Annotated in this window: 13 protein-coding genes; 9 read left to right on the forward strand and 4 right to left on the reverse strand. The window is 71.9% G+C overall.

Annotated elements, in window-relative coordinates:
- Positions 1–92: 92 nt before the first annotated feature.
- The 7 genes from rpe (at position 93) to ACFVHO_RS32240 (ending at position 7,123) form a co-directional block, all read left to right on the forward strand.
- Entirely contained in the window at positions 93–779 is a 687-nt protein-coding gene (gene rpe, locus ACFVHO_RS32210) for a ribulose-phosphate 3-epimerase (protein WP_385722398.1), read from the forward strand.
- 133 nt (positions 780–912) lie between these two features.
- Positions 913–1,965, forward strand: coding sequence for a sugar-binding transcriptional regulator (locus ACFVHO_RS32215; protein ID WP_385722400.1), 1,053 nt, complete (start codon positions 913–915; stop codon positions 1,963–1,965).
- Between the two features lie 167 nt (positions 1,966–2,132).
- On the forward strand, positions 2,133–2,588 hold the full coding sequence (locus ACFVHO_RS32220; RefSeq protein WP_385722403.1) for a ribonuclease domain-containing protein: 456 nt from the start codon (positions 2,133–2,135) through the stop codon (positions 2,586–2,588).
- A gap of 145 nt (positions 2,589–2,733) precedes the next feature.
- Positions 2,734–3,177 (forward strand): barstar family protein, encoded by a 444-nt coding sequence (locus ACFVHO_RS32225; RefSeq protein ID WP_385722405.1) that lies wholly within the window; start codon positions 2,734–2,736, stop codon positions 3,175–3,177.
- Positions 3,178–3,345: 168 nt separating this feature from the next.
- Complete coding sequence (locus ACFVHO_RS32230; protein WP_385722408.1) at positions 3,346–4,788, forward strand: GuaB1 family IMP dehydrogenase-related protein; 1,443 nt, start codon at positions 3,346–3,348, stop codon at positions 4,786–4,788.
- Positions 4,789–5,134: 346 nt separating this feature from the next.
- Complete coding sequence (locus ACFVHO_RS32235) at positions 5,135–6,628, forward strand: amino acid permease (RefSeq protein ID WP_385722410.1); 1,494 nt, start codon at positions 5,135–5,137, stop codon at positions 6,626–6,628.
- Between the two features lie 39 nt (positions 6,629–6,667).
- Entirely contained in the window at positions 6,668–7,123 is a 456-nt protein-coding gene (locus ACFVHO_RS32240) for an Lrp/AsnC family transcriptional regulator (RefSeq protein ID WP_030360443.1), read from the forward strand.
- 182 nt (positions 7,124–7,305) lie between these two features.
- Here the strand turns inward: ACFVHO_RS32240 and ACFVHO_RS32245 are convergent, their stop codons facing one another.
- The gene (locus tag ACFVHO_RS32245; protein WP_385722413.1) at positions 7,306–7,956 is read right to left on the reverse strand and encodes a Repetin; all 651 of its coding nucleotides are present in this window, start codon (positions 7,954–7,956) and stop codon (positions 7,306–7,308) included.
- A 333-nt stretch (positions 7,957–8,289) separates the two neighbouring features.
- On the opposite strand from ACFVHO_RS32245, the gene ACFVHO_RS32250 reads away from it, so the two are divergent.
- Together ACFVHO_RS32250 and ACFVHO_RS32255 are read left to right on the forward strand one after the other, a co-directional pair.
- On the forward strand, positions 8,290–9,084 hold the full coding sequence (locus ACFVHO_RS32250; RefSeq protein WP_385722512.1) for a carbon-nitrogen hydrolase family protein: 795 nt from the start codon (positions 8,290–8,292) through the stop codon (positions 9,082–9,084).
- Positions 9,085–9,168: 84 nt separating this feature from the next.
- Positions 9,169–10,866: a flavin monoamine oxidase family protein gene (locus tag ACFVHO_RS32255; protein WP_385722415.1), complete on the forward strand. Its 1,698-nt coding sequence runs from the start codon at positions 9,169–9,171 to the stop codon at positions 10,864–10,866.
- 21 nt (positions 10,867–10,887) lie between these two features.
- On the opposite strand, the gene ACFVHO_RS32260 is transcribed toward ACFVHO_RS32255, so the two are convergent.
- The 3 genes from ACFVHO_RS32260 to ACFVHO_RS32270 all read right to left on the reverse strand — a co-directional run bounded on the left by ACFVHO_RS32260 (position 10,888) and on the right by ACFVHO_RS32270 (position 14,128).
- Positions 10,888–11,793, reverse strand: coding sequence for an LLM class F420-dependent oxidoreductase (locus ACFVHO_RS32260; protein ID WP_385722515.1), 906 nt, complete (start codon positions 11,791–11,793; stop codon positions 10,888–10,890).
- Between the two features lie 88 nt (positions 11,794–11,881).
- Positions 11,882–12,517, reverse strand: a complete 636-nt coding sequence (locus tag ACFVHO_RS32265) for a DUF5995 family protein (RefSeq protein ID WP_385722518.1) — start codon at positions 12,515–12,517, stop codon at positions 11,882–11,884.
- A 153-nt stretch (positions 12,518–12,670) separates the two neighbouring features.
- Positions 12,671–14,128 (reverse strand): uracil-xanthine permease family protein, encoded by a 1,458-nt coding sequence (locus ACFVHO_RS32270; protein ID WP_385722418.1) that lies wholly within the window; start codon positions 14,126–14,128, stop codon positions 12,671–12,673.
- Between the last annotated feature and the right edge of the window lie 7 nt (positions 14,129–14,135).

Below are 14,135 nucleotides of genomic sequence, written 5' to 3' on the forward strand. Positions count from 1 at the left end.
GGGGAGGTTGCTTTCACCCCCGGCGCGCGCCCCTCGGCGGCCCAGGCGGTACCGGGGCGGGCAACCGCCGCCCGGCATGGCAGTCTTGGTGCATGGCCGTGCAGATCAACCCCAGCATCCTCTCCGCCGACTTCGCCCGCCTCGCCGAGGAGGCGCGCGCCGTTCAGGGCGCGGATTGGCTCCATGTCGACGTCATGGACAACCACTTCGTACCGAACCTGACCCTCGGGGTGCCGGTCGTAGAGTCTTTGGCACGGGCGACGGACACGCCCCTGGACTGCCATCTGATGATGGCGGACCCCGATCGCTGGGCCCCGCGGTACGTCGAAGCGGGCGCGGGATCCGTCACCTTCCACGCCGAGGCGGCCGCGGCGCCGGTGCGGCTCGCGCGCGAGATCCGCGCGAAGGGCGCCCGTGCGTCCATGGCGCTGAAGCCCGCGACGCCCATCGAGCCGTACGAGGACCTGCTGCCGGAGCTGGACATGCTCCTGATCATGACCGTCGAGCCCGGCTTCGGCGGCCAGGCCTTCCTCGACATCATGCTGCCCAAGATCCGCCGCACCCGTGAGCTCATCAGCAAGCACGGACTCGAACTGTGGCTCCAGGTCGACGGCGGCGTCTCGGCCGCCACCATCGAGCGCTGCGCCGAGGCCGGCGCCGACGTCTTCGTCGCCGGGTCGGCGGTGTACGGGGCGGACGACCCGGCGGCCGCGGTGCGTGCACTGCGCACCCAGGCCGAAGAGGCCACCGGGACCGCAGGGTGGGCGTGCGCCCACTGAGGCGTGGACCCGGCACGACGGGGCCGCCGCTTGGCCAACGGCTTGGCCACGGGAACGTGAACGCGGCCCATCAGGGCTGATCAAGTACGCCGGATCTGCAAGGATGAAGAGCGAATCCAGGTGTACGTATGTCGTGAACAGCAGTGAGGAGAGCGCCGTGTCGGCCATGTCGGCGGGTCGGTCAGCCATGCGGATGGGACCCGCGGAGCTGGTGCAGGCGGCGGCCATGGCCCGCCGTTTCTATCTCGAGGGCAAGTCCAAGATCCAGATCGCCGAGGAGTTCGGCGTCAGCCGCTTCAAGGTGGCGCGGGTCCTGGAGACGGCTCTCGAACGTGATCTTGTACGGATCGAGATCCGCGTGCCCGCGGAGCTGGACGCCGAGCGCTCCGACGCGCTGCGCGCCCGCTACGGCCTGCGGCACGCCGTCGTCGTCGAGTCCCCGGCGGCGACCGAGGACCTCGACGACTCCCCGGACCCGGAGAACCTCGGCGAGGTCGCGGCCGGACTCCTGGGCGAGCTGGTCAACGAGGGCGATGTGCTCGGCCTCGCCTGGGGGCGCTCGACCATCAACATGGCGGCGGCGCTGGACGCGCTGCCGCCCTGCACGGTCGTGCAGCTGACGGGCGTGTACGACGCCGGGACCGCCGAGCGCGGCTCGGTGGAGGCGGTCCGGCGGGCCGCGCAGGTCTCCGGGGGCGACGCCCACCCGATCTACGCCCCGATGCTCCTTCCGGACGCGGCGACCGCCGCCGCGCTGCGCCACCAGACCGGTATCGCGCGGGCCTTCGAGTACTTCGACAAGGTCACCGTCGCGGCGGTGTCCATCGGTTCCTGGGAGCCCGGCATCTCCACGGTCCACGACATGCTCACCGACGAGGAGCGCGCGCACTACGCCTCGCTCGGCGTCGCCGCGGAGATGTCGGCGCACCTCTTCGACGCCGAGGGCCGCAGGGTCGGGCGCGACCTCGGCGAGCGCTGCATCACCGTCGAGGCGGACCGGCTGCGCCGCATCCCCGAGGTCGTCGCGATCGCCGGGGGCCAGCGCAAGGCCGCCGCGATCGACGCCGTGCTCCGCTCCGGCCTCGTCACGAGCCTCGTCACGGACACGGCGGCGGCGGACCAGCTCCTGGTCGCCGGTTCGGCGCCGAGGCCGGCCCTCGACCGGGCGGATCCGGACGGGGAGTAGCGCCGGGCCCGCGCGGCGCGCGGGGTGTGGCGCACGGCCGGGGGGCCGGGGGACGGGGATGGTCGGGAACCGCGGGGCAGCCGGGGCCCGACAGCGGGGGTGGTGACTCACCGGCGCGTGGACGTCGGCGCGCGCCGGTGCGCGGAAGCTGTGGCAGCATCGGCCTCATGATCTTCCGGGCCTCCGGCCAACTGCGCAGAGCGCTCCTGAGCGCACTGCTGATCTGCCTCGCGGTGCTGGTGGCGGGATGCGGTACGGAGGGGGACAGCGCCCCCGACCGGCAGCGCGCCACCGACCGGCACAGGAGCCCGGGCACCGCGGCACAGACCCCCGCGTGGGCACGCGGCATGGAGACCGTCGAGGCCGCCCGACTCCCCGCCGAGGCACGACGCACGCTGCGCCTCATCGACGACGGCGGCCCCTTCCCGTACGAGAAGGACGGCAGCGTCTTCGGCAACTTCGAGGGCGAACTGCCCCGGCACGCACGCGGCTACTACCGCGAGTACACCGTCCCCACCCCCGGGGCCCGCAACCGCGGTGCCCGCCGCATCGTGACCGGCCGCGAGCACGAGACGTACTACACGGCCGACCACTACGCGTCCTTCAAGGCGGTGTTGCGATGACGGCGGCCGTACCGGGACGGGGCGGCGCGGGGATGGGGCGGCGCGGTGCGGGAAGGCGGGTTGGCACGGTGACGACGGTGGCGGGAGTGGTGGACGTGATGGACGTGGCACGTATGCCGGGCGTGGCGACGGAGGCGAGGGCGTGATGGCGGGTGAGGACGCGGAGCGGATCGCCTCGGACGGCGCGGGCCCGCGAGACGTCGGGGGACAGGGCGTGGGCGAGCCGCTCGGCCCCGTGCCCGCGTCGGTGCTCGACGCCGTGCGCGGCAGCGGCTGGGCCACGCTCACGCTCGATCTGACCGGCGTGCTCGACAAGGACGCCTTCATGGACCGGTGCGCCCGGGCGCTGGAGCTGCCGGACTGGTTCGGCCGCAACTGGGACGCGCTCGCGGACTGCCTCACCGACCTGTCCTGGACGCCCGACGCCCCGGGACGGCTGCTCGTCGTCTCCGGATGGCGGGAGTACGCCGAGGCGGCGCCGGGCGACTGGGCCGTCGCGCAGGAGGTGTTCGCCGACGCGGTCACGTACTGGCAGGGGCGGGAGCGGGGCCTGGAGGTCGTCCTCGTCGTGGGGCCGCTGTCGGGCTGAGGGCCCGGGAGCGAGGCCGGGCTTGGAGGATCCGACCAGGGCGGCCGGGGGCGTCTGGGTGATTGTCCCAGGCGGCGCAATCCTTTCGGCATGGGACAATGAAGTACGTGCTTTTCCCCCGGCTGTCCTGTTCGGGGGCCACCTCTGATCGACTGGGATGAGCAGCACGTGCGTTTCCTCAATGACATCCAGCCCGCGTACGACCTGACGTACGACGACGTCTTCATGGTGCCGAGGCGTTCCGCCGTGGGCTCGCGCCAGGGCGTCGACCTCACGTCGCCGGACGGCACGGGCACCACGATCCCGCTGGTCGTCGCCAACATGACCGCGATCGCGGGCCGCCGCATGGCCGAGACCGTCGCCCGCCGCGGCGGCCTCGTCGTCATTCCGCAGGACATCCCGATCGACGTCGTCACCGAGGTCATCTCCTGGGTGAAGACCCGCCACCACGTGCTCGACACCCCCATCGTGCTGGCCCCCACGCAGACCGTCGCGGACGCCCTCGCGCTGCTGCCCAAGCGGGCCCACAACGCGGGTGTCGTGGTGGACACGGACCACAAGCCGGTCGGCGTGGTCACCGACGCCGACCTCAGCGGCGTCGACCGCTTCACGCAGCTGTCCGAGGTCATGTCCAAGGACCTGCTGCTCCTCGACGCGGACATCGACCCGCGCGACGCCTTCAACAAGCTGGACGGCGCCAACCGCCGCTACGCCCCTGCCGTCGACAAGGACGGCCGCCTCGCGGGCATCCTCACCCGCACCGGCGCCCTGCGCGCGACGCTGTACACCCCGGCCGTGGACGCGAACGGCAAGCTGCGCGTCGCCGCCGCCGTCGGCATCAACGGCGACGTGGCGGGCAAGGCCAAGCAGCTCCTCGACGCGGGCGTCGACACGCTCGTCGTGGACACCGCGCACGGCCACCAGGAGTCGATGATCGCCGCGGTCAAGGCCGTGCGCGCGCTCGACCCGCAGGTGCCGATCGTCGCGGGCAACATCGTCGCCGCCGAGGGCGTGCGGGACCTGATCGAGGCGGGCGCCGACATCATCAAGGTCGGCGTCGGCCCCGGCGCCATGTGCACCACGCGGATGATGACCGGCGTGGGCCGCCCGCAGTTCTCCGCGGTGCTCGAATGCGCCGCCGAGGCCGCGAAGTTCGGCAAGCACGTGTGGGCCGACGGCGGCGTCCGGCACCCGCGCGACGTCGCCATGGCGCTGGCCGCCGGTGCGTCGAACGTCATGATCGGCTCCTGGTTCGCGGGCACCTACGAGTCCCCGGGCGACCTGCAGCAGGACGCCAACGGCCGGCTCTACAAGGAGTCGTTCGGCATGGCCTCCGCCCGCGCCGTGCGCAACCGCACCAGCGAGGAGTCCGCCTACGACCGCGCCCGCAAGGCGCTGTTCGAGGAGGGCATCTCCACCTCCCGCATGTTCCTCGACCCCGCGCGCCCGGGCGTCGAGGACCTGATCGACTCGGTCATCGCGGGCGTCCGCTCCTCCTGCACCTACGCGGGCGCCGCGTCCCTCGCGGAGTTCGCCGAGAAGGCGACCGTCGGCATCCAGAGCGCCGCCGGTTACGCCGAGGGCAAGCCGCTGCACGCCAGTTGGACCTAGTCCGACCTCAACGCCCGGACGGCCCCCGCGAGTTCATCGCGGGGGCCGTCCGCGTTCTCCGGCCCCCGGAGGGGTCTTCCAGGGCCCCCGTCCAACCATGGACAAAACGGGCGCGACGCAACGGACGAAACGGACGGCGCAACGAACACGCGCATCACCGCGCCGCACGCAACGATCTTGTGCCGATGCGCAACGTTGCTGCATTACGGTTGGGAACCAGCGCCTCGTAGAGTCGGGCGCTGTACGTGGCGTGGCGGGGACTGCCTGCTCGGTGGCTCCCGTTCTTTGCGTCTGGGCTGCCGCGGCTTCCTGCCACCTCTACCGGCAGCGATGAAGGAGCCAGCGCGTGCTCGACCAGGGCGCACCCCCGAAGACCCGCCCACGCCCCCAGGGCGGCGGCGGTTTCGGCAGCCGAATAACGCGGCGCAAGCCGGTGGACCGCCTGGTCGCCGAGGGCGGCCAGGGCGAGGGCGGCACGCTCCGCCGGACCCTCGGCATGTGGCAGCTGACCATGATCAGCATCGGCGCCACCCTCGGCACCGGCATTTTCGTGGTGCTCGGCGAGAGCGTCCCGAAGGCGGGCCCCGCCGTCACGATCTCCTTCGTGATCGCCGGTCTCACCGCCCTCTTCTCGGCCCTCTCCTACGCCGAGCTGGCCGGCACCATCCCCGTCGCCGGGTCCTCGTACTCGTACGCGTACGCGACGATGGGCGAACTCGTCGCCTGGGTCTGCGGCTGGTGCCTGGTCCTGGAGTACGGCGTGTCGGTCGCGGCCGTCGCCGTCGGCTGGGGCGAGTACCTGAACGAGCTGCTCGACGGCACCATCGGCGTCACCATCCCGGACGCGCTGTCCGCGGCCCCCGGTGAGGTCGACGGCGCGATCATCAACCTGCCGGGCCTGATCGTGGTGCTGCTCGCCATGGTCTTCCTGCTCGGCGGCGCCAAGGAGTCCGCCCGCGCCAACACGATCATGGTGATCGTGAAGATCGCGGCCCTCGTGCTCTTCTGCGCGGTCGGCTTCACCGGCTTCAAGTCCGGCAACTACTCCGACTTCATGCCGCTCGGCGTCGCCGGGGTCAGCGCGGCCGGAGCGAGCCTGTTCTTCTCCTACATCGGCTTCGACGCCGCCTCCACCGCCGGTGAGGAGGCCAAGAACCCGCAGCGCGACCTGCCGCGCGCGATCATGCTCTCGCTGATCATCGTCACCGCCCTGTACGTCCTGGTCGCCGCCGTCGCCGTCGGCGCCTGGAACTGGAAGGACTTCGAGGGCTCCGAGGCGTCGCTGACCGCGATCATGAACGACGTCACCGGCCAGAACGTGTGGGGCACGCTGCTCGCCGCGGGCGCCGTGATCTCCATCGCCAGCGTCGTCCTGACCGTCCTCTACGGCCAGACCCGCGTGCTGTTCGCGATGTCCCGCGACGGCCTGGTGCCCAAGACGTTCGCCAAGGTCAGCGGCAAGACCGGCACGCCCCGCGTGAACACCGTCCTGGTGTCCCTGTTCTGCGGCGCGCTCGCCTCCGTGATCCCGCTCGGCAAGCTCGTCGACGCCACCAGCATCGGCACGCTCTTCGCCTTCGGCCTGGTCAACATCGCCGTGATCGTGCTGCGCCGGACCCGGCCCGACATGCCGCGCACCTTCCGGGTGCCGCTCGGCTGGCTCTTCCCGGTCCTCGGCTTCGGCTTCTGCGCGTACAACATGTACAACCTCGACGCGGCGACCTGGAAGGTCTTCGGTGTCTGGATGGTCGTCGGGCTCGTGTTCTACTTCCTGTACGGGATGCGCCGCTCCCGCCTGGAGACCGAGCCGCTCGACGCGGAGGCCTCCGCAGTGAAGTGACACGCGTGAAGCGACACGCAGAAAAGTGAACGACCCCCTGTGCGACTGAACGATCTCGACGAACGCATCGTGCACGCCCTCGCCGAGGACGCCCGCCGCTCCTACGCCGACATCGGCCAGCTCGTCGGCCTGTCCGCGCCCGCCGTGAAACGGCGCGTGGACAGGCTGCGGGCCACCGGAGCGATCACCGGGTTCACCGTCCGCGTCGATCCGGCCGCGCTCGGCTGGGAGACCGAGGGGTTCATCGAGATCTACTGTCGCCGGAACACCTCGCCCGAGGCGATCCAGCGGGGTCTCGAGCGGTATCCAGAAATCGCGTCCGCCTCCACCGTCACCGGGGAGGCGGACGCGATCGTGCAGGTCTTCGCCGCGGACATGCGGCATTTCGAGCGGGTGCTCGAGCGCATCGCGGGGGAGCCGTTCGTCGAGCGGACGAAGTCCGTTCTGGTGCTCTCGCCGCTGATGCGGAGGTTTTCTTCGGGGTCGCCCGCCTGAGGGGTTGCCCGGGGCGGTGGGCTCGTGGCTGCGGGTTCGTCATGGCTGGTCGCGCAGTTCCCCGCGCCCCTTTGGGGCGCGCCCCGTCCGCTGCCCGGCCCCCGCCCGGTCCGTGGCCGGGCGGGGACCGGAGTTCGGGTGGCGTGGTCGCTCGACCCCCGTCCGGGCGACCACGCCGGGTCTCAGCTGCCCTCGGGGTACGGCGGGTTCCACGGCGTCACGTGGAAGTCGCCGGTGCCCTTCTTGACCTTCTCGAACGGGGCCGCGCTGTTGCACTTCGTCAGCTTCTTCGTGCCGTCGGGGCCGCCCGTCGCGCCCCAGCTGTAGCCGAGCCGGTCGTTCTTGCCCTGGTCGTGGACGCTGAAGCCGACGCGGCCGCCCTCGATCTTCTTGATGTTGGTCTTGGTGATGATGCCGGTCACCGAGGCCACCTTGCCGCCGGTCACGAGGCAGTCGATCCGGCCCTTCGCCCAGCCGCCCTTCCCGCCCGGCTTGTCCAGGTGCACGAACTTGAAGGTGCCGGTCGCCTTGCCGGGGTTGGCGTTGTGCTTGGCCGCCAGGTGCGCGTCGAACGTGAAGGTGACGTCCTCCGTGGTCTTGCGGAACAGCTTGGCCTTGCCGGTCAGCGCGGCCGCCTCACGCGGCTTCGCCTTGGCCGGGGCCGAGTCCTTCGCGGCGGGGGCGGGGTGCGCGGCGTCCTGCGCGCCGATCCGCTTGCCGGGGTGCGTCACGTCCTCGCCGGACGCCACGGCGACTCCCGCCGCGCCCGCGGTGAGCAGGAGCGCGGCGCCGAGCGCGGCGACACGGGCGGGGGTGAAGGCGTTGCGGCTCACGGGGAGCCCTCCGTTCGTTCAGGCCGTTCTCCCGGTGTTTCCGGGTGAGATCACGATCCCGTGGCAGGGGGGTCGGACGCGTCCGGCCGTGGGCTGCTCTGTACTTCCGCCGCACGGGGGAGGGGCCGCGGCGCGGGATGCGCCCGCAGGTGGACACGGCGCCCGCGGGGCACGCAACGAATCGCCGTCACTCGCGCCGCACGCGCAACAAATCGCCCAGAGGGGTGCAACGGTCGTGCCTTGCCCGGTCACGGCCGTGGAACGTACCGTCTTTGCGAACCCCTGACGCCCGCCCGTCTCCCTACGCACGCCCCGAGGTCAGCCATGCCGCCGCTGCGCACCGCCCTGCTCCAGAGCTCGGGACGTCCCGGTTCCGTAGCCGCCAACCTCAAGGTCCTCGACGAGGCGGCGGAGCGGGCCGCGGCGGCCGGGGCCCGGCTGCTCGTGACGCCGGAGATGTTCCTGACCGGGTACGCGATCGGCGACGACGTGCCCCGCCTCGCCGAGCCCGCCGACGGCGACGCGGCGGACGCGGTGGCCGACATCGCCGTGCGCCACGGCCTCGCCGTCGCCTACGGCTACCCGGAGCGCGCGGACGCCGACGTCTTCAACTCCGTCCAGCTCATCGGCGCGGACGGCGCCCGCCTCGCGAACTACCGCAAGACCCACCTCTTCGGCTGCTTCGAGCGCGACCACTTCACGCCCGGCGAGCAGTCCGTCGTCCAGGCCGACCTCGACGGCGTCCGGATCGGCCTGATGATCTGCTACGACGTGGAGTTCCCCGAGAACGTGCGGGCCCACGCCCTCGCGGGCACCGACCTCCTGCTGGTGCCGACCGCGCAGATGCACCCGTTCCAGTTCGTCGCCGAGTCCGTGGTGCCGGTGCGCGCCTTCGAGAACCAGATGTACGTCGCGTACGTCAACCGCGTCGGCCCCGAGGGCGAGTTCGAGTTCGTCGGCCTGTCCACCCTCGCCGGCCCCGACGGCATCGCCCGGACGCGTGCCGGGCGCGGCGAGGAGCTGGTGATCGCCGACGCCGACCCCGCCTTCCTCGCCGCCTCCCGCGAGGCCAATCCCTACCTGAGCGACCGCCGCCCCGGCCTGTACGGACCCCTCGTCCAGGCCTGACCCGCACCGGCCGGGCCGCGAGGCCGCCGAGGGCGAAGCCCGCCCGCACCACCTTTTCCGTACTGTGCAAGGAGTCCGTACCCCATGACGTCCACGGTGCCCACCGCTGTCCAGCACACCGACGCCCAGCCGCCCATCACCATGTTCGGGCCGGACTTCCCCTACGCGTACGACGACTTCCTCGCGCACCCCGCGGGCCTCGGCCAGATACCCGCGACCGAGCACGGCGCCGAAGTCGCCGTCATCGGCGGCGGCCTCTCCGGCATCGTGGCCGCGTACGAACTGATGAAGATGGGCCTCAAGCCCGTCGTCTACGAAGCCGACCAGATCGGCGGCCGACTGCGCACCGTCGGCTTCGAGGGCACCGGCACCGACGGCCTCACCGCCGAGATGGGCGCGATGCGGTTCCCGCCGTCCTCGACGGCCCTCCAGCACTACATCGACCTGGTGGGCCTGGAGACCAAGGCGTTCCCCAACCCGCTCGCCGAGTCGACCCCCTCCACGGTCGTGGACCTCAAGGGCGAGTCGCACTACGCCACCACCGTCGACGACCTGCCGCAGGTCTACCGCGACGTGATGCACGCCTGGAACGCCTGCCTGGAGGAGGGCGCGGACTTCTCCGACATGAACCGCGCCCTGCGCGAGCGCGACGTACCGAAGATCCGGGAGATCTGGTCGAAGCTCGTCGAGAAGCTCGACAACCAGACCTTCTACGGCTTCCTCTGCGACTCCGAGGCCTTCAAGTCCTTCCGGCACCGTGAGATCTTCGGCCAGGTCGGCTTCGGCACCGGCGGCTGGGACACCGACTTCCCGAACTCCATCCTGGAGATCCTGCGCGTCGTCTACACCGAGGCCGACGACCACCACCGCGGCATCGTCGGCGGCAGCCAGCAGCTGCCCCTGCGCCTGTGGGAGCGCGAGCCGCAGAAGATCGTGCACTGGCCGCTCGGCACCTCCCTGGCTTCGCTGCACGACGGCCGCGCGCCGAAGCCCGCCGTGACCCGGCTGCACCGCACCGCGGGCAACCGCGTCACCGTCACCGACGCGAACGGCGACATCCGCACCTACCAGGCGGCGATCTTCACCGCCCAGTCCTGGATGCTGCTCTCCAAGATCGAGTGCGACGACTCGCTGTTCCCCATCGACCACTGGACGGCGATGGAGCGGACCCACTACATGGAGAGCTCGAAGCTCTTCGTGCCCGTCGACCGGCCCTTCTGGCTGGACAAGGACGAGCAGACCGGCCGTGACGTCATGTCGATGACGCTCACCGACCGCATGACGCGCGGCACCTACCTCCTCGACGACGGCCCGGACAAGCCCGCCGTCATCTGCCTCTCCTACACCTGGTGCGACGACAGCCTGAAGTGGCTGCCGCTGTCGGCGAACGAGCGCATGGAGGTCATGCTCAAGTCGCTCGGCGAGATCTACCCGAAGGTCGACATCAGGAAGCACATCATCGGCAACCCGGTGACCGTGTCCTGGGAGAACGAGCCCTACTTCATGGGCGCCTTCAAGGCCAACCTGCCGGGCCACTACCGCTACCAGCGGCGTCTGTTCACCCACTTCATGCAGGAGGACCTGCCCGCGGACAAGCGCGGCATCTTCCTCGCGGGCGACGACATCTCCTGGACGGCAGGCTGGGCCGAGGGCGCCGTGACGACCGCGCTCAACGCCGTGTGGGGCGTCATGCACCACTTCGGCGGCACCACCGACGCGACCAACCCCGGCCCCGGCGACCTGTACGACGAGATCGCGCCGGTGGAACTCCCGGAGGACTGACCCCCGGGGCCGGGGGAGCCCTCAGAGCCCCGCCTCCCTGGCCGCCGCGTGCACCGCGGCGGCCACGTCGGTCAGCTCCCGCGCGTCCCGCACGCTCCCCTGGAGGTCGACGAGGATCTCCTCCACCCCGGCCGCGGCGTGCGCCACCAGGTCCTCGGCGATCTGCTCCGCGTCACCCCGGAAGGGGGCGCGGTCGGGGCCGTCGTACGGCTTGTGGCTATAGCGCGCGTTCGCGCGCAGGACGCTCTGGATCGGAGCCGTGCGGCCGCGTTCGGCGGCCAGGTCCGTGAGCCGCCGCCACTCCTCGGCGAGGCGCGCGGGGCCCGCCGCGCCCGGCATCCAGCCGTCGGCGCGGTCCACGAGCCTGCGTGCGGCGCGCGGGCTGTTGGCGGGCAGCAGGACCGGGATCGGGCGGGCCGGCTTCGGCCCCACCTCGGACGGGGCGATCGTGGTCAGTGTCCCCTCGGGCCCCTCGTACGCGACCGGGTCCGGGCCCCACACGGCCCGGCACACGTCGAGCGTCTCGTCGAGGACCTTGCCACGCCGCTCGTACGGTGCCACCGACGCCGCCGCGTACTCGTCGAGAGACCAGCCCGTGCCGAGGCCGGCGACCACGCGGCCGCCGCTCGCCGCGTCCAACGAGGCCAGGGAGCGGGCCAGTTGGAAGGGCACGTGCAGCGGCGCCACCAGGACGCTGGTGCCGAGGCGCACCCGTTCGGTGACGGCGGCGGCGAGCGTGAGCGTGACCAGGGGGTCGGCGACCGAGCGGTAGTTCTCCGGCCAGGGCCTGCCCGGGATGCCCCACAGGCCCTGGGTCGGGGGATCGGGGAACAGGACGCGTTCGAAGACCCAGAGACTGTCGAAACCGGTCTCCTCGGCGGCACGCGCCACCTGCGGGACATCGCGTCCGATGGCGAAGTGCTTCATCTGCGGCAGGCCGAGGCCGAGTCGGCAAGAGGGCACGACAGCTCCTGTGGGTCCGGGGCGGGTCCCACCAAGCTAGCCCGGCCCGGGATCAGTCCGGCAGAGGCGTGAGCAGCATCCGCCCCACCAGACCCACCGTGTCGTCCAGACGCGCCCGCATCTCCTCCGCCACGCCCGGGAAGTCCCGCAGCGCCCACAGGGCGCGCGCCGCCGACCACGCGCCGTCGCGGGCGCGGTCCAGGCTCCAGGAACCGAGCAGGTGGGTGAGGGGGTCGGCGACCTGGAACAGGTCGGGGCCCGGCATCAGGTCCTCGCGGATGCGTTCCTCCAGCGAGACGAGGATGTCGCCCACGCGGTCGAACTCGTCCTCCAGGTCGGTCGGCGCGCAGCCGAGGCCGTGGCAGGTGTCCACGACGGCGAGGGCCAGGTCGTGGCCGATGTGGGCGTTGATGCCCGCGAGTGCGAACTGCAGCCCGCGCACGCCGGGGTGGCGGCGCAGTTGGAACAGGGGGCGCCAGCACGCGGGCGGATACCCGTCGGCCGCCGCGGTGTCCACGGCCCGCAGATAGCGCTCGGCGAACCGGACGTCGAGCGTGACGGCCGCCCTGACGTCGGCGAACGCGCCCGCCGCGACGCTCAGGGCGACCTCCTGGGTGACCGCCAGGTACACGCGGTTGAACACGGCGACGCCGTCGCGGGGCGGCCACGTGGCGTCGAGGGCGCGCATGCGCGCGAGGACGCCGTCGACGCCGCCGTCGGTGAGGCGGCCGGTTCCGCTGTCCTCGCGCACGGGGTGGGCGCGCTCGGCGATCCGCTCGAACTGGGCCATGCGGGCAGGGTCCCAGCCCCGGCGTGGCACACGGGCGCGCCGGGCTCGCGCTTACCCAGAACGAGGGAACGCGTCCGAGTCCTTGTGCGTGTCGCCCCCGTCGTCCGGGGCGTGCGTGTCGTTCCCGTCGTGCTTCTCGTCCCCGTCGTACGTGGACGTGCCCGAATCGAGCAGCGGTTCCTGGGTCTTGAGGTGGGCGGGGGCGAACGCCCGCAGCACGTGGTAGCCGGTGATGACGACGATCGTGCCGAGCGCGATGCCGCTGAGCGAGAAGTTGTCGGTGAACTTCAGCGAGACGTTTCCGACGCCGATGATGATGCCCGCGGCGGCCGGGACCAGGTTCAGCGGATTGCGCAGGTCCACGTCGGCGTTGATCCAGATCTGCGCGCCGAGCAGCCCGATCATGCCGTACAGGATGACGGTGATGCCGCCGAGGACGCCGCCGGGGATCGCGGCCACGACCGCGCCGAACTTCGGGCACAGGCCGAAGAGCAGGGCGAAGGCGGCGGCCGCCCAGTACGCGGCGGTGGAGTAGACGCGGGTCGCGGCCATCACGCCGATGTTCTCGGAGTACGTCGTGTTGGGCGGGCCGCCGACCGCGGTGGAGAGCACGGACGCGGCGCCGTCCGCGGAGATCGCGGTGCCGAGCTTGTCGTCCAGGGAGTCGCCGGTCATCTCGCCGACGGCCTTGACGTGCCCGGCGTTCTCCGCGACCAGGGCGATCACGACGGGCAGCGCCACCAGGATCGCCGACCACTCGAAGCTCGGCCCGTGGAAGGACGGCAGGCCGATCCAGTCCGCGTTCCCGACCGCCGACAGGTCGAGGCGCCAGTGGTCGGTGACCTGGCCGGACCCGTCCTGCGAGTTGATCTTTCCGAAGACGGAGTCGAGCACCCAGGACAGCGCGTACCCGAAGATCAGGCCGAGGAAGATGGCGACGCGCGACCAGAATCCGCGCAGGCACACCACGGCCAGACCGGTGAACAGCATCACGCACAGCGCGGTCCACTGGTCCTGCGGCCAGTAGGTCGCGGCCGTGACCGGCGCCAGGTTGAAGCCGATCAGCATCACCACCGCGCCCGTGACGATCGGCGGCATCGCGGCGTGGATGATCCGGGCGCCGAACCGCTGCACCGCGAGCCCCACGACGAACAGCGCCGCGCCGACCACGAGCACCGCGCCCGTGACCGTCGCGCTGGACCCGCCCTGCGCCCGGATCACCGCGGCCACGCCCACGAAGGACAGGGAGCAGCCGAGGTAGCTGGGCACCCGGCCGCGCGTGGCGAGCAGGAAGATGACCGTCGCGACGCCCGACATCATGATCGCGAGGTTCGGGTCGAGGCCCATCAGGACCGGTGCGACGAACGACGCCCCGAACATCGCCACCACGTGCTGGGCGCCGAGGCCGAAGGTGCGGGGCCAGGAGAGCCGTTCATCGGGGCGGACGACGGCTCCGGGCGCCGGGGTGCGCCCGTCGCCGTGCAGTCTCCAGCGCACGCCGAGGTCCATGGTGAGT

This window comes from Streptomyces sp. NPDC127108, assembly GCF_042677545.1.
Taxonomy (GTDB): domain Bacteria; phylum Actinomycetota; class Actinomycetes; order Streptomycetales; family Streptomycetaceae; genus Streptomyces.

What these genes read in the sequence shown, in the direction of transcription:
- ACFVHO_RS32265 (WP_385722518.1), bottom strand. Translation starts at nt 12,517, where the DNA reads ATGCGCGCCCTCGACGCCACGTGGCCGCCCCGCGACGGCGTCGCCGTG.
- ACFVHO_RS32260 (WP_385722515.1), bottom strand. Translation starts at nt 11,793, where the DNA reads ATGAAGCACTTCGCCATCGGACGCGATGTCCCGCAGGTGGCGCGTGCC.
- ACFVHO_RS32220 (WP_385722403.1), top strand. Translation starts at nt 2,133, where the DNA reads ATGATCTTCCGGGCCTCCGGCCAACTGCGCAGAGCGCTCCTGAGCGCA.
- ACFVHO_RS32255 (WP_385722415.1), top strand. Translation starts at nt 9,169, where the DNA reads ATGACGTCCACGGTGCCCACCGCTGTCCAGCACACCGACGCCCAGCCG.
- rpe (WP_385722398.1), top strand. Translation starts at nt 93, where the DNA reads ATGGCCGTGCAGATCAACCCCAGCATCCTCTCCGCCGACTTCGCCCGC.
- ACFVHO_RS32225 (WP_385722405.1), top strand. Translation starts at nt 2,734, where the DNA reads ATGGCGGGTGAGGACGCGGAGCGGATCGCCTCGGACGGCGCGGGCCCG.
- ACFVHO_RS32270 (WP_385722418.1), bottom strand. Translation starts at nt 14,128, where the DNA reads ATGGACCTCGGCGTGCGCTGGAGACTGCACGGCGACGGGCGCACCCCG.